Source organism: Pseudomonas sp. NyZ201 (assembly GCF_049860765.1).
Lineage (GTDB): Bacteria > Pseudomonadota > Gammaproteobacteria > Pseudomonadales > Pseudomonadaceae > Aquipseudomonas > Aquipseudomonas bharatica.
Window position 1 is genome coordinate 1125108 of record NZ_CP187557.1, and the last position, 18990, is coordinate 1144097.

Below are 18990 nucleotides of genomic sequence, written 5' to 3' on the forward strand. Positions count from 1 at the left end.
CAAGCCAGCTCCCACAGGTTTTTTATCGGCAGGGAGATTTGTGCTCGAGGCTCAGGCTTCCTGCATGAACTGCTGCCGATACTGATTCGGCGATAGCGCCGTATGCTGCCGGAACAGCCGTGCGAAGAAGCTGGCGTCGTCGTAGCCGACTTCGTAGCTGATGGTCTTGATGCTCTTGCGCGTGCCCGAGAGCAATCCCTTTGCCGTTTCGATGCGCAACCGCTGCAGGTAGTGCAGGGGCTTGTCGCCGGTGGCGGTCTGGAACCGCCGCATGAAATTGCGGATGCTCATGCCGTGGTTGCGTGCGACGTCCTCGAAGCGGAACTTGTCGGCGAAGTGTTCTTCGAGCCAGTGCTGGATCTGCAGGATGATCACATCCTGGTGCAGTTTCTGCCCGCCGAATCCCATGCGCCCCGGCGTGTAGTTGCGCTGGACTTCGTAGAGGATGTCGCGGGCCACCGCCTGGGCGACGTTGGCACCACAGAAGCGTTCGATCAGATAGATGTAGAGGTCGCAGGCCGATGTGGTGCCGGCGGCACAGAACAGGTTGTCGGCGTCGGTCAGGTGCTTGTCCTGGTTCAGCTGGACCTTGGGGAAGCGCTCGGCGAACTGATTGAAGAAGCGCCAGTAGGTGGTCGCCTCCTTGCCATCGAGCAAGCCGGCCTCGGCCAGCCAGAACACACCGCTGGCCTCACCGCACAGCACTGCGCCGCGGGCATGCTGCTGGCGCAACCAGGGCAGGACCTGCGGATAGCGTTCGCACAAGGTCGAGAAATCATCCCAGAACGCCGGGAGCACGATGACGTCGGCCTCTTCCAGGCCACTGTCGACCGGCACCTGGACATCGCTGAAACTGCGCACCGGCTGGCCGTCGGGGCTGACCAGGCGGGTTTCGAACATCGGTTGCAGGCTCAGGCCCAGTTGCTTGGCATAGCGCAGGCTGGCCAGGTGGAAAAAGTCCTTGGCCTGCATCAGGGTCGAGGCGAACACCTTGTCGATCGCGAGGATGCTGACGCGCCGCAGGGGCACGTTGGGTTGGGTAAACATCATTTTCTTTATTCTTATAGGTCAGAGTGGTCAATCACCGGCTGGATCGTCTTATTTTTTGGCGATTGTGTCCAGTCTCCCGCCCGAGGCACGGGTACCTGCGTGCACAGGGTCACGCCTGTGCGGGGGCGGAGCAGGCCGGCGTGGAAAATCCGCTTGATATTTTTCTGGTAATCCGGATAATCCGCCGTCTGTTTCTACGGTGGGAGTGATGCCCCGTCGCTGAAAAAGAACCCCGCCAAGTATCGAACGCGCTGACCCGAGCCCCCGAAAGCGTTCGTATTCGGCTGCCTTTGACCTTGTCAAAGTAAGCACTATTCAGTAAGATTCGCCGTCTATTTTTTTGCTGGGCGGCCTCTGAGGCTTATTAAAGAATGAAAACTTTTACTGCTAAACCGGAAACAGTAAAACGCGACTGGTTCGTCGTTGACGCTGCTGGTCAGACCCTGGGTCGTCTGGCCACTGAAATCGCGAGCCGTCTGCGTGGCAAGCACAAGCCAGAGTACACCCCTCACGTTGACACCGGCGACTACATCGTCGTGATCAATGCCGAGCAGGTACGTGTTACTGGTGCCAAGACTTCGGACAAGATGTACTACTCCCACTCCGGCTTCCCGGGCGGTATCAAGGAAATCAACTTCGAGAAGCTGATTGCCAAGGCCCCAGAGCGCGTGATCGAGACCGCGGTTAAAGGCATGCTGCCGAAGAACCCGCTGGGTCGCGACATGTACCGTAAGCTGAAAGTCTATGCGGGCGCTACTCACCCTCATACTGCTCAGCAGCCCCAAGAACTGAAGATTTAACGGAATAGTTCATTATGTCGGCGACTCAAAATTACGGCACTGGCCGTCGCAAGACTGCAACCGCTCGCGTTTTCCTGCGTCCGGGCACTGGCAACATCTCCATCAACAACCGTTCCCTGGACGTGTTCTTCGGTCGTGAAACCGCGCGCATGGTAGTTCGCCAGCCGCTGGAACTGACCGAAACCGTCGAAAAGTTCGACATCTACGTCACCGTTGCCGGTGGTGGTGTCAGCGGTCAGGCCGGTGCGATCCGTCACGGTATCACCCGCGCTCTGATGGAGTACGACGAAACCCTGCGTGGCGCTCTGCGTCGTGCTGGTTACGTGACTCGCGACGCTCGTGAAGTCGAGCGTAAGAAAGTGGGTCTGCGTAAAGCACGTAAGCGTCCACAATACTCCAAGCGTTAATTCGCCAGGAGTTTCAAAAAAAGCCCGGTTCCAAGTGGAACCGGGCTTTTTTTATGTCTTGAATAAAGGGGGTCGGCCATTTGTGTGACAACTTGCCGCATAGACGCAGATCAAGACCTGCGTGGGATGCAGGCCTATGGCCAGGGTAATAACCTTGCCAGTCATGGGTCTTTTCTTTACCATGCGGCAAATTTTTAGCGCTTCAGAAATTACTTAGTAGATGCCTGTTTCAACAGGCCACAAAGCTGATGGGAGAGGACTGAATGAGCAATGACGGCGTCAATGCAGGCCGGCGTCGCTTCCTGGTTGCAGCCACATCCGTTGTGGGCGCAGCAGGGGCGGTGGGGGCTGCGGTCCCGTTCGTAGGGTCATGGTTTCCCAGTGCCAAGGCGAAAGCGGCCGGTGCACCGGTGAAGGTCAATATTGCCAAGGTGGAACCTGGGCAGCAGTTGGTGGCCGAGTGGCGCGGTCAGCCGGTTTTCATCGTCCGTCGTACCGAAGAGATCCTGGGTAATTTGAAGAAGATCACCGCAGATCTCTCGGATCCGGAGTCCAAGGCTTCGGTTCAGCCTGCCTACGTCGACCCGTCGAATCGCTCGATCAAGCCGGAAATCCTGGTGCTTGTCGGCCTGTGTACCCACCTCGGCTGCTCGCCGACTTTCCGTCCTGAAGTCGCGCCTGCCGACCTTGGTCCGAAGTGGGTCGGTGGCTATTTCTGCCCCTGCCACGGCTCTCACTACGACCTTGCCGGCCGCGTCTACAAGTCCCAGCCAGCGCCGCTCAATCTGCCGGTGCCACCGCATTCGTACGAGTCGGATGACGTCATCGTCGTCGGCGTCGATCAGGAGAAAGCGTGATGAGCAAGTTCATGGAATGGGTTGACGCCCGCTTCCCCGCCACCAAGATGTGGGAAGACCACCTGAGCAAGTATTACGCGCCGAAGAACTTCAACTTCCTGTACTTCTTCGGCTCCCTGGCGCTATTGGTGCTGGTCAACCAGATCGTCACCGGTGTCTGGCTGACCATGAGCTTCACTCCTTCGGCCGAGGAGGCATTCGCCTCGGTCGAATACATCATGCGCGATGTCGAGTACGGCTGGATCCTGCGTTATCTGCACTCCACCGGCGCCTCGGCGTTCTTCATCGTTGTCTACCTGCACATGTTCCGCGGCCTGCTTTATGGTTCCTACCAGAAGCCCCGCGAGCTTGTGTGGATCTTCGGCATGCTGATCTACCTGGCGCTGATGGCCGAGGCCTTCATGGGCTACCTGCTGCCATGGGGCCAGATGTCCTACTGGGGCGCCCAGGTGATCATTTCGCTGTTCGGTGCCATTCCGGTAATCGGCGATGACCTGACCCAGTGGATCCGTGGTGACTACCTGATTTCCGGCATCACCCTGAACCGCTTCTTCGCCTTGCATGTGATCGCCTTGCCGATCGTGATCTTGGGCTTGGTAGTCCTGCACATCCTGGCGCTGCATGAAGTCGGCTCGAACAACCCCGATGGTGTCGACATCAAGAAGAAAAAGGACGAGAACGGCATTCCGCTGGATGGCATTCCGTTCCACCCGTACTACACCGTCAAGGATATCGTCGGCGTAGTGGTGTTCCTCTTCGTGTTCTGTGCCGTGGTGTTCTTCTTCCCGGAAATGGGTGGGTATTTCCTGGAAAAACCTAACTTCGAGCAGGCCAACGCCTTCAAGACCCCCGAGCACATCGCGCCGGTCTGGTACTTCACCCCGTTCTACGCGATTCTGCGCGCGGTTCCGGACAAGCTCTTCGGCGTCATCGCCATGGGTGCTGCGATTGCAGTGCTGTTCGTCCTGCCGTGGCTTGACCGCAGCCCGGTGCGCTCGATGCGCTACAAGGGCTGGCTGAGCAAGATCTGGCTGCTGGTGTTCTGTGTCGCCTTCGTGATCCTCGGCGTGCTGGGTGTCCTGGCGCCGACGCCGGGCCGCACGCTGCTGTCGCAGGTATGTACCTTCCTGTATTTCGCCTACTTCATTCTGATGCCGTTCTACACCAGGCTTGAGAAGACCAAACCGGTTCCGGAAAGGGTGACTGGCTGATGAAAAAGCTATTTGCAGTATTGATTCTGGCAGTGATGCCTGCCCTGACCTTCGCTGCCAGCGAGCATGGTCCGGAACTGGATAAAGTCGATATCGACCTGACCGACAAGGCCGCCATGCAGGACGGTGCCCGCACCTTTGCCAACTATTGCATGGGTTGCCACAGTGCCAAGTTCCAGCGTTACGAGCGTGTTGCCGATGACCTGGGCATTCCCCATGAGCTGATGCTCGAAAAGCTGGTGTTCACCGGTGCCAAGATCGGCGACCACATGAACATCGGCATGCAGCCGGCCGACGCCAAGGTCTGGTTCGGCGCTGCGCCGCCCGACCTGACCCTGGTCGCCCGGGTGCGCGGTACCGACTGGCTGTACAGCTACCTGCGCGGCTTCTACGAGGATCCGGCGCGGCCATGGGGCGTGAACAACAAGATCTTCCCGAACGTCGGCATGCCGAACGTGCTGGTGGGCCTGCAGGGGCGCCAGGTCGTGGGCTGCAAGCAGATCCAGACGGTGGTCGATGGCAAGAAGCAATTCGACCCGCTGACCGGTGCGCCGCTGACGCATGAAGCCTGTGACCAGCTGACCATCGTGCCGAAATCCGGTACCCTGAGCGAAGAGCAGTTCGACGAGAAGGTCAAGAACCTGGTGACCTTCCTGGCCTATTCGGCCAACCCGGTCAAACTGGAAAGCCAACGCATCGGTACCTATGTACTGCTGTACCTGGCCTTCTTCTTCGTATTCGCCTACCTGCTCAAGCGCGAATACTGGAAGGACGTGCACTGATCACGCAGTAATTTTCTGGTAGTTGAACGCGCGCCCTGGGGCGCCTCCGGAGTTCGGAGGTACCCCAGGGCGCGTTTGCGTTTATAGCTTTTACCATTCCATGCGAGGAGGAATCTTATGGGCATGACCAATCGGTTGGCCTGCTACTCCGACCCCGCTGACCACTATTCTCATCGGGTACGCCTCGTCCTCGCCGAGAAAGCTGTCAGCGTCGAGATCATCGACGTCGTAGCCGGCAGCCAGCCGGCCAAATTGCTTGAGGCCAATCCGTACGGTAGCTTGCCGACCTTGGTCGACCGCGATCTGGCGCTGTATGAATCCACCGTGGTGATGGAGTACCTCGACGAACGTTATCCTCATCCGCCATTGCTGCCGGCTTATCCGGTGGCGCGAGCGAACAGCCGGTTGCTGGTTCACCGTATCCAGCGCGATTGGTGTGCACTTGTGGACCAGATCCTCGATCCGCGGGCAAAGGACACCGTCCGCGCCCAGGCGAGAAAGGAGTTGCGCGAGAGCCTTACCGGGGTATCCCCGTTGTTCGCTGACAAGCCCTGTTTCCTCAGCGAGGAGCAAAGTCTGGTGGATTGTTGTCTACTACCCATCTTGTGGCGGTTGCCGATCCTCGGAATCGAATTGCCACGGCAGGCCAAGCCTCTGCTTGACTATATGGAGCGACAGTTTGCCCGCGAGCCCTTCCAGGCGAGCCTGTCCGCTGCTGAACGAGAAATGCGCAAGCTTTAAGGAGCTGTTGATGAACTCCAGTCGCCCCTACCTGGTGCGTGCACTGTACGAGTGGATCGTGGACAACGATTGCACGCCTCATATCCTGGTGAATGCCGAGTACCCTGCGGTACAGGTGCCCCAGGGTTTTGCCAGCGACGGACAGATTGTCCTGAATATCTCGCCGAACGCCGTGCGCGGTCTGCAGATGGAAAACGACGCGGTCAGTTTCGAAGGGCGTTTCGGCGGCGTGGCCCACAGTCTTTATGTGCCGACCGCGGCCATTCTCGGCATCTACGCCCGTGAGAATGGTCAGGGCATGGTCTTCGAGCTCGAGCCGCCAATGGCCGATGACGAAGAAGATGATGTCGAGCCGGATGACGACGGTCCGCCGGACGGCGGGCAGCCGCCGCGTCCGAGCGGGCGGCCGAGTCTGAAAGTGGTTAAATGAAAAAAGGCGACCTGTGAGGGTCGCCTTTTTCGTATCTGGATGCTGGCATCTAACCTGCGGGAGATCTGAAGGACAAGTGTTCCCAAAACCCCCGGGAGCGGCTTTTTCTGTTTGCTGTCAGTCGATGTATTCGAACAGCTTGACGATCTTCTGCACGCCGGACACGCCCTGCACCAGGTTGGTAGCGCGGTTGGCTTCGGCCTGGGTCAGCAGGCCGAGCATGTAGACGATACCGTTTTCGGTGATGACCTTGATTCGCGTAGCAGGGATGTTGGCGTCGGTCAGCATCTGGGTCTTGATCTTGGTGGTCAGCCAGGCGTCGTTATTGCGTGCCAGCAGCGAGGAAGGCTGGAGCACCTGCAGCTCGTTGTGCACCTTCTTGACCTTTTGCACCTGGCCGGCGGTTTGCTCGGCCAGGCTTTTCAGGTCGGCGCGCGGGGTCTGGCCGGCCAGCAGGACAACGCCGTTGTAGCTGCTGACGACGATGTGCGAGTTCTTGTCCAGGTCAGGGCTGGCTTTGGCAACGTTGACTGCCACCTTGGTCTCGATCAACGAGTCGTCGATCTTGCTGCCCAGGGTGCGCGTGCCGCGGTCGTCATCGATCGGGGCTTCACGGCTGGCAGTGATCACCGAGCTGCAACCGCTCAGGCTCAGGCACAGGGTCAGGGCCATCAGGCCGAGGCGTTTTGGGGTCATTCTTCACTCCCGAACAATTGGCTGTCGATCAGGTCGCAGAGGCAGTGGATCGCCAGCAGGTGGACTTCCTGAATACGTGCGGTGACATTGGCCGGAACGCGAATCTCGACATCTTCGGGCAGCAGCAGCGAAGCCATGCCGCCGCCGTCGCGCCCGGTCAATGCTACGACAATCATTTCGCGATCATGTGCCGCCTGGATCGCCTGAATTATGTTCGCCGAGTTGCCGCTGGTGGAGATCGCCAGCAGCACGTCGCCTGGCTGGCCGAGGGCGCGGATCTGCTTGGAAAACACCTCGTTGTAGCTGTAGTCGTTGGCGATCGAGGTGATGGTCGAGGTGTCGGTGGTCAGGGCGATGGCCGGCAGGCTCGGGCGCTCGCGTTCGAAGCGGTTGAGCAGTTCCGAGGAAAAGTGCTGGGCGTCACCGGCCGAGCCGCCATTGCCGCAGGCAAGCATCTTGCCCTCGTTCAGCAGGGCGTTGACCATGAGCTGGCTGGCTTGCTCGATGTGGGGTGCAAGAACTTCCATCGCCTGTTGCTTGGTGTTGATGCTTGCCTGGAATAACTGGCGAATTCGGGATTGCATGTCCATCAGTGTGACCTTAAATGGGGCTGGCCGGGCGGGGATTGAAAGGCTCCCGGCACATGTCTGTGCAGCCCGCGAAGCAAAGAGCAAAAAGTTGAAAGGGTAAAGGTGCGTCCGTCGGCGCGGGGTCAACTGTCGAAGGCATTCTGCAGCCAGTCGAGCGGTTGACCCGAATGACCGCTGCCTTGCAAGGCGATTACATCGAAGCGGCAGGGGTGGTTGGCCCAGCGCGGTTCCTCCATCAGGAAATGCTGTGCGGCGAGCGTCAGTTTTTCCTGCTTGCGGGCATCGATGCTGCCGAGGGCGCCGCCAAAGCCCGCATGCAGGCGATAACGAACTTCGACGAATACTACTGTATCGCGGTCGAGCATGACCAGATCAAGCTCGCCGCGCTTGCACCGCCAGTTCCGCGCCAGCAGCACCAGGCCCCGGGTCGTCAGATAATCCAGGGCCTGTTGCTCGGCCGCCATTCCGGCGGCCTGGCGTGAAGGTGCGGGCATTTCAGCGAGGCGTGTCAGGCAGGCGCTTGACCTGGCCGCCGGCGAACTCTGCCCACGGCAACTGGCGCTCGATGCGCTGGTTCGGGCTCATGCCAAGGCTGCCGGACAGGCCCTCGATACGATTGTCCGGCAGGGTTTTCAGCTGGCCCAGGCGCGGTGCGAGGCTGTAGGCATCGACGCCCATGGCGTAGAGGCGGCCAAGGCTGCCGGCCGCCTGTGGCCACTGGCGAACGACCTGCAGGCGCAGTCCGTTGGTGGTGTCGAGCAGCCATGGGGTTTCGCAGAAGCGGATACCGGTCATGTCGTTGTACTGGTTCACGTCGCCGCTGGCACTGTAGACGTTGGAGGTTGCGTATACCGGCACGTCACCTGCGTACTGGAAATTGAGGGTCGGCTTGATCTGCTGGGCCTGCTGCGGAGTCGAGGCGAGGAAGATGAAGTCGATGTCCTGGCGACGCGATGGTTGTGCCGAGACATTGCCGCCCACGGTGCTTTGCAGGCTCTTGGCACGGCCTTCGCTCTGGCGTAGCTGGAACAGGTCGGCGATCTGCTGGGCCAGCGCCACCGGCTGGGCCACGCGCTCGGCGGCGAGCAGGGTGCCGCCCTTGGCTTCCCAATCCTGGCGGAAGGCGTTGAGCACGCGATCGCCCCATTCGCCACTCGGCACCAGTGCTACGGCACGGCGCATGCCGTCGGCGTAGGCGCGGCGGGACACCTCGCGGGCTTCGTCTTCGGCGGCGAGGCCGAACTGGAACAATTGCGGCGGGGTGTTCTGGCCGGCATCGCTGTAGTTCAGGGCGAGGGTAGTGATCGGCAGTTGCGGGTAGGCGGCGAGTTGCTTGACCAGCGGTTTTTCCAGCGGTCCGACCACCAGTTGCACGCCGGCGGCCTGGGCCTGGCGGTAGAAGTCGTCGAGGGAGGTCAGGCGCGAGCTGTCGAAGACCTGGATGGCCGGCGGATTCTGGCCCGCCTGCTGGGCCTGGAAGTGCGCAGCCATGAAGCCGTCGCGCAGGGCGCGGGCAACGCCGGCGAGTTGGCCTTCCTGCGGCAGCAGCAGGGCGATCTTGCCCAGTGGCTGGCTGGTCAGGCTTTTCAGTTTGACCAGGAGCGTGGGCAACTGCAGGGCGGCCGGGTGGTTGGGGTTTTGCGCTTTCCAAGTGTCGATGGCGGCCTGTTGCTGCTCCAGGGTGCCGGCGCTCTTCACGGCCAGGGCCAGGCTGGTCCAGCCACCAAGGGTGTCGCTCGCGCCGGTTTGCAGTTGCTCGGCGGGCAGGGCGGCCACCAGGCTCCAGATCGCATCGTTGTTTGCCGTGGCGGCATCGCCGTTCAGCAGCGGTGCCAGTGCGATGCGCTCCTTGGCGGCGGCGAGGGGCTGGCCGTCCGCTTCGAACGCAGCGGCGTGGGCACTGCGGGTGCGGGCCTGCAGGTCGGCCGGCAGTTCGTTCAGGTGTGCCAGGCTCGGATGACTGAGGGCGGTCAGCGCTGCTTTCGGCTGGTTACGGCTTAGCGCCAACTCGGCGGAGAGCGTACTGGCGAAGACCTGCTGGGCAGGTTTCAGGGTATCCAGCTGGACTTGCTCGAGGATGCGTGCGGCACGTGCGTTGTCTTTCTGCCGGTAGGCCAGGTCGGCAGCGCTCAGGCGCAGCAGGGCGGCCTTTTCCGGCGTCTTGCTGTTGGCGGCCTGGTCGAGCAGTTGCTCGATGCTGGCGTCCGGGGTGCGTGGCAATTCGCCCAGGCTGGACGAAGGCGAACTGGCACAGGCTGCCAGCAGGGCGGCGAGGCAGAGGGCTGAGAGTAGCCGCAGGCATGCGATCATGTACGGGTCCTGTTACTCGATCAAATTAACCTGCGATTGTACCCAAGCACTGGCCGTGGCGCGATCTTGCTGGCGTGAAACCTTCGCTTCAGGTCGCAGGACGGGCCTTCGATGGCGAATTACCACCGGCGATCGCGCTACAATGGCGGCTTTAATCCAGAAAACAGGTGTTTGTTGTGAGCGATGTTCCAGGTGCTTCCAATCCCGCTGCCGGGACCCTTTACGTCGTGGCCACGCCCATCGGCAACCTGGATGACATCAGTGCCCGGGCCTTGAAAGTCCTGGGTGACGTCGCTTTGATCGCGGCCGAGGACACTCGCCACTCGGTGCGGCTGCTGCAACATTTCGGTATCAATACGCCGCTGGCGCCCTGTCACGAACACAATGAACGGGATGAGGGCAACCGTTTCGTCACCCGTCTGCTGGCCGGGGAAAACGTTGCGTTGATTTCCGACGCGGGGACGCCGTTGATTTCCGACCCTGGCTATCACCTGGTGCGCCAGGCGCGTGCGGCTGGCATCAGCGTCGTGCCAGTGCCGGGGGCCTGCGCACTGATTGCTGCACTGTCGGCTGCGGGGTTGCCTTCCGACCGGTTCATCTTCGAAGGTTTTCTGCCTGCCAAGGCCGTTGGGCGTCAGGGGCGTCTGAATCTGCTGAAGGAAGAACCGCGTACCTTGATCTTCTACGAGGCTCCGCATCGCATTCTCGAATGCCTGCAGGATATGGAAGCGATCTTTGGCGGCGAGCGTCCGGCAGTGCTCGGGCGCGAGCTGACCAAGACCTTTGAAACCCTGAAAGGCTTGCCCTTGGCGCAGTTGCGCGAGTTCGTCGAAAACGACAGCAATCAGCAGCGCGGCGAGTGTGTGGTGCTGGTGGCAGGCTGGACCGCGCCGGAAGATGAACAAGCGGTAAGCGGGGAAGTCTTGCGCATCCTGAATTTATTGCTGGCGGAAATGCCGCTCAAGCGCGCGGCGGCGTTGGCTGCGGAAATTACCGGGGTAAGGAAGAATGTTTTGTATCAAGTGGCTCTGGAAAAACAGAAAAATAAATGATGTCACATTGATATTATCTGTTTTGTCACTTGTTCTCCGGGGCCGCTGCCGTTAATCTTTGCGGCGGAGAGTCGATTGGACAGTCGCTGCCTGATTTTGTTCCGCAAAAGCAGGGGGAGGAAAGTCCGGGCTCCATAGGGCAGAGTGCCAGGTAACGCCTGGGAGGCGCGAGCCTACGGAAAGTGCCACAGAAAACAACCGCCTAAGCACCTCGGTGCCGGTAAGGGTGAAAAGGTGCGGTAAGAGCGCACCGCACGACTGGTAACAGTTCGTGGCTAGGCAAACCCCACTCGGAGCAAGACCAAATAGGGTTCCACATGGCGCGGCCCGCGTTGGAACCGGGTAGGTTGCTAAAGGCGTCCAGTGATGGCCGTCGTAGAGGAATGACTGTCCTCGACAGAACCCGGCTTACAGATCGACTCTCCACTCCCTCCTTCCTTTCTGCTTGATTCGATAGCAGAAGCCGCTTCGGTAATATCAAAAAAGTCTTACTCTTAATAAATTACTTTAACTTCGCGCTCTATTCGTCTGAGTGCAATCGCTTTTTCCTTCCGGAAATCCCTTCCAAGTAGCCTGATGCCTGCCCTTGTTACGCTAAATCTCCGATCTGTAAGGGTTTTCCTTATATGCGCGCCTTGACGGTGCGGTGGGCGGATTCCTATAGTGTGCGCAAGTGGCAGAAAGTGGCATGAAGTGGGTTTTCAGACACAAAAAAGCTAACATTTAGGGAAGCGCAGCCGTGTTCCGCGGAGCAAACGCAATCAATCTCGACGCCAAGGGCCGTCTCGCCATGCCGAGCCGGTACCGTGACGAGCTTGATTCACGTAGCTCGGGGCAATTGATCGTGACGATCGACGCTGTGGATCCCTGCTTATGTGTATACCCGCTGGACGAGTGGGAACTGATCGAAGCGAAATTGCGCGCCTTGCCGTCGTTGCGTGAAGAGAACCGCCGCCTGCAGCGCTTGTTGATAGGTAATGCGGTGGATCTCGAGCTCGACGGCAGTGGACGTTTTCTGGTTCCGCCGCGTTTGCGCGAATACGCGAAGCTCGACAAGCGCGCGATGCTGGTGGGTCAACTGAACAAATTCCAACTGTGGGACGAGGATGCCTGGAACGCTGTTTCCGCAGCGGATCTGGCAGCCATTCAACAACCGGGTGCCATGCCCGATGAACTGCGTGATCTGATCCTGTGACTATCGATAGCGGCTTTAACCACATCACCGTACTTCTGGACGAAGCCGTCGAGGCTCTGTCCGTGCGCGCGGATGGCTGCTATCTGGATGGCACGTTCGGTCGCGGCGGGCACAGCCGACTCATACTGCAAAAGCTTGGACCGAATGGCCGCCTCCTGGGGTTCGACAAGGATCCTCAAGCGATTGCCACCGGGCAAGCGCTGGCGGCCGAAGACGGCCGCTTTGTCATTGTGCAGCGCAGTTTTGCCGAGCTGGGTTCCGAAGTGGCCGAGCGCGGGCTGGCCGGCAAGGTCAGTGGCGTGCTGCTCGACCTCGGCGTGTCCTCGCCACAACTGGACGACCCTGAGCGCGGCTTCAGCTTTCTGAATGACGGCCCGCTGGACATGCGCATGGACCCGACCCGTGGTTTCAGCGCCGCCGAATTCATCGCGACGGCTCCCGAGGAGGAGATCGCCCGCGTATTCAAGGAATATGGCGAAGAGCGCTTCGCCAGGCGCATGGCCCGTGCCGTGGTCCTGCGCCGCGAGGAGCAGCCGTTCACCCGTACCTCCGACCTGGCCGAAGTGCTCAAGGTCGCCAACCCTGCCTGGGAAAAAGGCAAGAACCCGGCGACCCGTGCATTCCAGGGCCTGCGCATCCATGTCAACAACGAACTGGGCGACCTCGAGGCTGGCCTCGACGCGGCCCTGGATGCGCTGGAAGTCGGTGGTCGCCTGGCGGTGATCAGCTTCCACTCCCTCGAAGACCGCATCGTCAAGCTCTTCATGCGCAAGCTGGCCAAGGGCGAGCAGGATAATCTGCCGCGCAACCTGCCAGTACAGCACAAGCCGTTCGAGCCGAAGATCAAGCTGATCGGCAAGGCGCAGTTCGCGTCCGATGCCGAACTCAAGGCCAACCCGCGGTCGCGCAGCGCGGTCATGCGTGTGGCGGAGAAGCTTCGGTGAGCAGGCTCTATGCCAAACCCCTGCCAGGCGGAAGCTTCCTGATGCTTCTGCTGTTCATCGGCGTGCTCGTATCCTCGGTCGCGGTGTCCTACAGCGCCCATTGGAACCGGCAACTGCTCAATACGCTTTACGGCGAGCTCAACGAGCGCGACAAGGCCCAGGCCGAGTGGGGCCGGCTGATTCTTGAGCAGAGCACCTGGACCGCCCATAGCCGTATCGAGAACCTCGCCAGCGAGCAGTTGAAGATGCGCATCCCCGCGGCTGACGAAGTGCGGATGGTGGCGCCATGATGAAGCTCGAAGGCGCCCTGTACCCCTGGCGCTTCCGGGTGGTGCTGGGCTTGCTCGCCTTGATGGTCGGCGCCATTACCTGGCAGATCATCGATCTGCAGGTGGTCGATCGCGACTTCCTGAAAAGCCAGGGCGATGCACGCAGCATGCGGCATATCCCCATTCCTGCGCACCGCGGCCTGATCACCGACCGCAACGGCGAGCCCCTGGCGGTCAGTACGCCGGTCACCACGTTGTGGGCCAACCCCAAGGAAATGCAGGGCTCCAAGGAGCGTTGGGGGGCATTGGCAACAGCGCTCGGGCAGAACCCCAAGCAACTCACCGAACGTCTGGAGCAACAGGCCAACAAGGAGTTCATCTACCTGGTCCGCGGCCTGACTCCCGAGCAGGGGCAGGCGGTTCTCGACCTGAAGGTTCCTGGTGTCTACGGCATCGAGGAATTCCGCCGTTTCTATCCAGCCGGCGATGTGGCCGCGCATATGGTCGGCTTCACCGACCTCGACGACCACGGTCGCGAGGGCGTGGAGCTTGCCTATGACGAGTGGCTGGCCGGCGTGCCCGGCAAGCGCCAGGTGATCAAGGACCGACGCGGCCGCTTGATCAAGGATGTCCAGGTCACCAAGAACGCCAAGGCAGGGAAGACCTTGGCGTTGTCGATTGACCTGCGCCTGCAATACCTGGCCACCCGCGAGCTGCGCAACGCCATCGCCGAGCAGGAAGCGAAAGCCGGCAGCCTGGTGATCATGGACGTGAAGACCGGCGAAGTCCTGGCCATGGTCAACCAGCCTACCTACAACCCGAACAATCGTCGCAGCATGTTCCCGGCGGCGATGCGCAACCGGGCGATCATCGATGTGTTCGAGCCGGGTTCGACGGTCAAGCCGCTGTCCATGAGTGCCGCGCTGCAGAGTGGTCGCTGGAAACCGACCGACAAGGTCGAGGTCTATCCCGGCACCCTGCAACTGGGCCGCTACACCATTCGTGACGTTTCCAAGACCGAGGGGCCGATCCTCGACCTGACCGGCATCCTGATCAACTCCAGTAACGTCGGCATGTCGAAGATCGCCTTCGATATCGGTGGCGAGGCCATCTACCGGGTGATGTCGCAGTTGGGCCTGGGCCAATACACCGGCCTTGGCTTCCCGGGCGAACGCGTCGGCAACCTGCCGAACCACCGCGAGTGGCGCAAGGCGGAAACCGCGACGCTTTCCTACGGCTACGGCGTGTCTGTCACTGCGCTGCAACTGGTACATGCCTACGCCGCGCTGGCCAATGACGGCAAGATGGTGCCGTTGAGCATTCTCAAGGTGGACAAGGCGCCGGAATCGACCCAGGTGGTGCCGAAGGAAACCGCGGAAACCATCCAGCAGATGTTGCAGCAGGTGATCGAGGCGCCGCGTGGCGTGTTCCGCGCGCAGGTGCCTTCGTATCATGTCGCTGGCAAGTCGGGTACCGCGCGCAAGGCCACCATCGGTTCCAAGGGCTACACCGAAAATGCCTACCGCTCGTTGTTCGCCGGTTTCGGGCCGATGAGCGATCCACGCTATGCCATCGTCGTGGTGATCGACGAACCGAGCAAGGGCGGTTACTTCGGTGGCCTGGTTTCCGCGCCGGTGTTCAGCAAGGTCATGTCGGGCACCCTGCGCCTGATGAACGTACCGCCGGATAATCTGCCGGTTGCCACGCAGCAGGCCGATGCCGCTGCGCCCGCCAAAGGAGGGCGCGGTTGATGACGATGCCATTGAGTAAATTGTTCGCCAACGCCAGCAGCGATCCGCTGATTCGCGAACTGACCCTGGACAGCCGCAATGTCCGCCCCGGCGACCTGTTCCTGGCTGTGCCGGGTGCCAAGGTCGATGGTCGCGACCATATTGTCGATGCGCTCAAGCGCGGCGCGGCGGCAGTTGCCTATGAAGTGCAGGGTGCCAAGGTATTGCCGATCACCGATGCGCCGTTGATTCCGGTCAAGGGCCTGGTCGCGCAGTTGTCGGATATCGCCGGACGCTTCTATGGCGAGCCTAGCCGTCTGCTCGAACTGGTAGGTGTTACCGGCACCAACGGCAAGACCAGCGTGACCCAACTGGTCGCCCAGGCCCTCGACCTGCTGGGCCAGCGTTGCGGCCTGATCGGCACCCTCGGTACCGGCTTCTACGGTGCGCTGCAAAGCGGCCGCCTGACCACGCCCGATCCGCTCGCCGTGCAATCGACCCTCAATGACCTGAAGAAGGCCGGCGCGCGGGCCGTGGCCATGGAAGTGTCGTCCCATGCATTGGAGCAAGGGCGGGTCGCCGCACTGGCGTTCGATATCGTGGTGATGACCAACCTGTCCCGCGACCATCTCGACTATCACGGCAGCATGGAAGCCTACAAGGCAGCCAAGGCGAAGCTCTTCGCCTGGTCGAACCTGCGTTGCCGGGTGGTCAATCTGGATGACGATTTCGGTCGCGAACTGGCCGCCGAAGCGCGCGAGTCGCGGCTGATCAGCTATAGCCTGAAAGACCCGGCAGCCACCCTTTATTGCCGCGAAGCCAGCTTCGACGATGATGGCGTGCGCGCCGTGTTGGTAACGCCGCAAGGCGAGCACATGCTGCGCAGCCGTCTGCTCGGTCGGTTCAACCTGAGCAATATGCTGGCGGCGGTCGGCACCCTATTGGCGATGGATCATCCGCTGGATGAAATTCTGAAGGTCACCGCGAAGCTCGAAGGCCCTGTCGGCCGCATGCAGCGCCTCGGCGGTGGCAGCAGGCCGTTGGTGGTGGTCGATTACGCCCACACCCCGGATGCCCTGGAAAAGGTCCTCGAAGCCCTGCGCCCGCATGCCCGTGGCCAGTTGACCTGCCTGTTCGGCTGCGGCGGTGACCGTGATCGCGGCAAGCGCCCACTGATGGCGGAACTGGCCGAACGCCTGGCCGATCAGGTGGTGGTCACCGACGACAACCCGCGTAGTGAAGATCCTCAGGCCATCTTCGACGATATTCGTCCTGGCTTCTCCAAGGCGGATGCCGCGCAGTTCATCCCCGGCCGTGGTGAGGCGATCGCTCGTGTGATCGCCGCTGCCGGCGTCGACGACGTCATCGTCCTCGCTGGCAAAGGCCACGAGGACTACCAGGAAATCAACGGCGAACGTCACGATTTTTCCGATCTTGTTGAAGCCGAAAAGGCGCTTGCAGTCTGGGAGGCCTCTCATGCTTGAACCCCTGTCCCTGAGCCAGTTGACCGAACCGTTGCAAGGGCGCCTGCTGGGCGCCGATGCGCGTTTCGACGGGGTCAGCATCGACAGCCGAAAGATCGCGCCGGGGCAATTGTTCATCGCTTTGGCCGGGCCGCGTTTCGACGGCCACGACTACCTCGACGAAGTAGCGGCCAAGGGCGCCGTTGCGGCGCTGGTGGAGCGTGAGGTTCCGGGTTCCAGCCTGCCGCAACTGCTGGTGGCGGATACCCGACTGGCCCTGGGGCAACTCGGCGCGCTGAATCGTCGCGCCTTCAAGCATCCGGTGGCAGCGATCACCGGCTCCAGCGGCAAGACCACGGTCAAGGAAATGCTTGCCAGCATCCTTGGCACCCGGGGCCCGGTGCTGATGACCCGGGGCAACCTGAACAACGATCTCGGCGCCCCGTTGACCCTGCTCGAGCTCGGCCCTGAACACAGCGCCGCCGTCATCGAGCTGGGCGCCAACCACATTGGTGAAATTCGCTACACCGTTGGCCTGACCCGGCCTCAAGTGGTGCTGATCAACAACGCGGGCACGGCTCATGTCGGCGAGTTCGGTGGGCCGGAGAAGATTGTCGAAGCCAAGGGCGAGATCCTCGAAGGATTGGAGGAGGGTGGTGTCGCGGTATTGAACCTGGACGACAAGGCCTTTGGCATATGGAAACAGCGCGCCGGGAAACACGCCGTGCTGAGCTTTGCCCTGACCAGCACCGCCGCCGACTTCTATGCCAGCGATATCGCCCAGGACGAACGCGGTTGCCCGTCGTTCATCCTGCACGCACCGCAAGGCCAGGTGGCGATCCAGCTCAACCTGCTGGGCACCCACAACATCGCCAACGCCCTGGCCGCCGCCGCCGCCGCGCAGACCTTCGGTGTCGCGCTGGAGGGCATCGCCGAGGGCCTGAACACCGTGCAACCGGTCAAGGGCCGCGGCGTCGCGCAGGTCGCGCCCAGCGGCATCCGCGTGATCGACGACACCTACAACGCAAACCCGACCTCCGTGTGCGCGGCCATTGATATACTCGCCGGCTTTTCCGGCCGCACCGTCCTGGTGCTCGGGGATATCGGTGAGTTGGGCCAGTGGGCCGAAGAGGGCCACCGCGAGGTCGGGGACTACGCCAGGGGCAAGGTTTCGGCGCTGTATGCCGTAGGTCCGATGATGGCCCATGCGGTCAAGGCCTTTGGCCAGAATGCCCGCCATTTCACCAATCAAGCTGACCTGATCGCTGCCGTTCGCGGCGAGCAGGCCGTCAACACCACTATTTTGATCAAGGGTTCGCGCAGCGCTGCGATGGAAAACGTCGTGGCGGCCCTGTGCGATTCCAGCGGGGAGAAACATTAATGCTGCTGCTGTTGGCCGAGTATCTGCAACAGTTCTACAAGGGCTTCGCGGTCTTCCAGTACCTGACCCTGCGCGGGATCCTGGGCGTACTGACCGCGTTGTCGCTGGCCCTGTGGCTGGGCCCGTGGATGATCCGTACCCTGCAGATCCGCCAGATCGGCCAGGCCGTGCGTAACGACGGCCCGCAATCGCACCTGTCCAAGTCCGGCACCCCGACCATGGGCGGGGCGCTGATCCTTTCCGCCATCGGCGTGAGCACCCTGCTCTGGGCCGACCTGAGCAACCGTTACGTGTGGGTGGTGCTGATCGTCACCATGCTGTTCGGCGCCATCGGCTGGGTCGACGACTACCGCAAGGTGATCGAGAAGAACTCCCGCGGCCTGCCGAGCCGCTGGAAGTATTTCTGGCAGTCGGTATTCGGCCTGGGCGCGGCGATCTTCCTTTATATGACCGCACCGACCAGCGTCGAAACCACCCTGATCGTGCCGATGCTGAAGGACGTCACCATTCCCCTGGGCGTCGGTTTCGTCGTGCTGACCTATTTCGTCATCGTCGGCTCGAGCAACGCGGTCAACCTGACCGACGGCCTTGATGGCCTGGCGATCCTGCCGACCGTGCTGGTAGGCGGTGCCCTGGGCATCTTCTGCTACCTGTCGGGCAACGTGAAATTCGCCGAATACCTGCTGATTCCCTACGTTCCGGGCGCAGGCGAGCTGATCGTGTTCTGCGGCGCGCTGATCGGCGCCGGCCTCGGTTTCCTCTGGTTCAACACCTATCCGGCCCAGGTCTTCATGGGCGACGTCGGTGCCCTGGCACTGGGCGCAGCGCTGGGCACCATCGCCGTGATCGTTCGCCAGGAAATCGTCCTGTTCATCATGGGCGGCGTGTTCGTCATGGAGACCCTGTCGGTGGTCATCCAGGTCGCGTCGTTCAAGCTGACCGGCAAGCGCGTATTCCGCATGGCGCCGATCCATCACCACTTTGAACTCAAGGGCTGGCCCGAGCCGCGCGTGATCGTCCGCTTCTGGATCATCACCGTGATTCTCGTGTTGATCGGCCTGGCAACCCTGAAACTGAGGTAG

20 protein-coding genes and 1 other RNA gene are annotated in these 18990 nt (G+C 61.4%); 16 read left to right on the top strand and 5 right to left on the bottom strand.

From position 1 onward, the window contains the following. Positions 1-51: 51 nt before the first annotated feature. On the bottom strand, positions 52-948 hold the full coding sequence (locus ACPFMA_RS05215) for a GlxA family transcriptional regulator (RefSeq protein ID WP_167654031.1): 897 nt from the start codon (positions 946-948) through the stop codon (positions 52-54). Between the two features lie 473 nt (positions 949-1421). Here ACPFMA_RS05215 and rplM point away from each other — a divergent pair, with 473 nt between their 5' ends. The 7 genes from rplM to ACPFMA_RS05250 all read left to right on the top strand — a co-directional run bounded on the left by rplM (position 1422) and on the right by ACPFMA_RS05250 (position 6278). Further along, on the top strand, positions 1422-1850 hold the full coding sequence (gene rplM / locus ACPFMA_RS05220) for a 50S ribosomal protein L13 (protein WP_009404632.1): 429 nt from the start codon (positions 1422-1424) through the stop codon (positions 1848-1850). Positions 1851-1864: 14 nt separating this feature from the next. Beyond that, positions 1865-2257: a 30S ribosomal protein S9 gene (gene rpsI / locus ACPFMA_RS05225; protein WP_009404633.1), complete on the top strand. Its 393-nt coding sequence runs from the start codon at positions 1865-1867 to the stop codon at positions 2255-2257. 263 nt (positions 2258-2520) lie between these two features. Next, a complete protein-coding gene (petA, locus tag ACPFMA_RS05230; RefSeq protein WP_064302446.1) occupies positions 2521-3114 on the top strand; it encodes a ubiquinol-cytochrome c reductase iron-sulfur subunit in 594 nt (197 codons plus the stop codon). Next, positions 3114-4325 carry a cytochrome b gene (locus tag ACPFMA_RS05235; protein WP_037059365.1) on the top strand — a complete coding sequence of 404 codons (1212 nt, stop codon included), beginning with the start codon at positions 3114-3116 and terminating at the stop codon, positions 4323-4325. The genes petA and ACPFMA_RS05235 overlap by 1 nt, the downstream gene beginning before the upstream one ends. Next, a complete protein-coding gene (locus tag ACPFMA_RS05240) occupies positions 4325-5107 on the top strand; it encodes a cytochrome c1 (RefSeq protein WP_009396637.1) in 783 nt (260 codons plus the stop codon). Before ACPFMA_RS05235 ends, ACPFMA_RS05240 begins: the two co-directional genes overlap by 1 nt. Before the next feature lie 117 nt (positions 5108-5224). Continuing rightward, positions 5225-5848 carry a glutathione S-transferase N-terminal domain-containing protein gene (locus ACPFMA_RS05245; protein ID WP_009396639.1) on the top strand — a complete coding sequence of 208 codons (624 nt, stop codon included), beginning with the start codon at positions 5225-5227 and terminating at the stop codon, positions 5846-5848. 10 nt (positions 5849-5858) lie between these two features. After that, the gene (locus ACPFMA_RS05250; protein ID WP_064302447.1) at positions 5859-6278 is read left to right on the top strand and encodes a ClpXP protease specificity-enhancing factor; all 420 of its coding nucleotides are present in this window, start codon (positions 5859-5861) and stop codon (positions 6276-6278) included. Between the two features lie 117 nt (positions 6279-6395). Here ACPFMA_RS05250 and ACPFMA_RS05255 read toward each other — a convergent pair whose 3' ends face one another. The 4 genes from ACPFMA_RS05255 to ACPFMA_RS05270 all read right to left on the bottom strand — a co-directional run bounded on the left by ACPFMA_RS05255 (position 6396) and on the right by ACPFMA_RS05270 (position 9874). Further along, positions 6396-6974, bottom strand: a complete 579-nt coding sequence (locus ACPFMA_RS05255; protein ID WP_009396643.1) for a BON domain-containing protein — start codon at positions 6972-6974, stop codon at positions 6396-6398. After that, entirely contained in the window at positions 6971-7564 is a 594-nt protein-coding gene (locus ACPFMA_RS05260; protein ID WP_064302449.1) for a phosphoheptose isomerase, read from the bottom strand. The genes ACPFMA_RS05255 and ACPFMA_RS05260 overlap by 4 nt, the downstream gene beginning before the upstream one ends. 122 nt (positions 7565-7686) lie before the next feature. Further along, entirely contained in the window at positions 7687-8058 is a 372-nt protein-coding gene (locus ACPFMA_RS05265; protein WP_279898134.1) for a YraN family protein, read from the bottom strand. A 1-nt stretch (position 8059) separates the two neighbouring features. Further along, positions 8060-9874, bottom strand: coding sequence for a penicillin-binding protein activator (locus ACPFMA_RS05270; RefSeq protein WP_425929802.1), 1815 nt, complete (start codon positions 9872-9874; stop codon positions 8060-8062). Between the two features lie 176 nt (positions 9875-10050). Here ACPFMA_RS05270 and rsmI point away from each other — a divergent pair, with 176 nt between their 5' ends. The 9 genes from rsmI to mraY all read left to right on the top strand — a co-directional run bounded on the left by rsmI (position 10051) and on the right by mraY (position 18990). Continuing rightward, the gene (rsmI, locus tag ACPFMA_RS05275) at positions 10051-10926 is read left to right on the top strand and encodes a 16S rRNA (cytidine(1402)-2'-O)-methyltransferase (RefSeq protein WP_425929803.1); all 876 of its coding nucleotides are present in this window, start codon (positions 10051-10053) and stop codon (positions 10924-10926) included. A gap of 67 nt (positions 10927-10993) precedes the next feature. After that, an RNA gene (gene rnpB / locus ACPFMA_RS05280) (RNase P RNA component class A) lies at positions 10994-11353 on the top strand. Positions 11354-11665: 312 nt separating this feature from the next. Further along, entirely contained in the window at positions 11666-12121 is a 456-nt protein-coding gene (mraZ, locus tag ACPFMA_RS05285; protein ID WP_009396653.1) for a division/cell wall cluster transcriptional repressor MraZ, read from the top strand. Next, positions 12118-13065 (top strand): 16S rRNA (cytosine(1402)-N(4))-methyltransferase RsmH, encoded by a 948-nt coding sequence (rsmH, locus tag ACPFMA_RS05290; RefSeq protein WP_064302453.1) that lies wholly within the window; start codon positions 12118-12120, stop codon positions 13063-13065. Before mraZ ends, rsmH begins: the two co-directional genes overlap by 4 nt. Continuing rightward, complete coding sequence (gene ftsL, locus ACPFMA_RS05295; RefSeq protein WP_009396658.1) at positions 13062-13355, top strand: cell division protein FtsL; 294 nt, start codon at positions 13062-13064, stop codon at positions 13353-13355. The genes rsmH and ftsL overlap by 4 nt, the downstream gene beginning before the upstream one ends. Next, positions 13355-15085 carry a peptidoglycan D,D-transpeptidase FtsI family protein gene (locus ACPFMA_RS05300; protein WP_009396660.1) on the top strand — a complete coding sequence of 577 codons (1731 nt, stop codon included), beginning with the start codon at positions 13355-13357 and terminating at the stop codon, positions 15083-15085. Before ftsL ends, ACPFMA_RS05300 begins: the two co-directional genes overlap by 1 nt. Further along, positions 15085-16548 carry a UDP-N-acetylmuramoyl-L-alanyl-D-glutamate--2,6-diaminopimelate ligase gene (locus ACPFMA_RS05305; protein ID WP_425929804.1) on the top strand — a complete coding sequence of 488 codons (1464 nt, stop codon included), beginning with the start codon at positions 15085-15087 and terminating at the stop codon, positions 16546-16548. The genes ACPFMA_RS05300 and ACPFMA_RS05305 overlap by 1 nt, the downstream gene beginning before the upstream one ends. After that, positions 16541-17908, top strand: a complete 1368-nt coding sequence (locus tag ACPFMA_RS05310) for a UDP-N-acetylmuramoyl-tripeptide--D-alanyl-D-alanine ligase (protein WP_425929805.1) — start codon at positions 16541-16543, stop codon at positions 17906-17908. Before ACPFMA_RS05305 ends, ACPFMA_RS05310 begins: the two co-directional genes overlap by 8 nt. Further along, positions 17908-18990 carry a phospho-N-acetylmuramoyl-pentapeptide-transferase gene (mraY, locus tag ACPFMA_RS05315; RefSeq protein ID WP_009396666.1) on the top strand — a complete coding sequence of 361 codons (1083 nt, stop codon included), beginning with the start codon at positions 17908-17910 and terminating at the stop codon, positions 18988-18990. The genes ACPFMA_RS05310 and mraY overlap by 1 nt, the downstream gene beginning before the upstream one ends.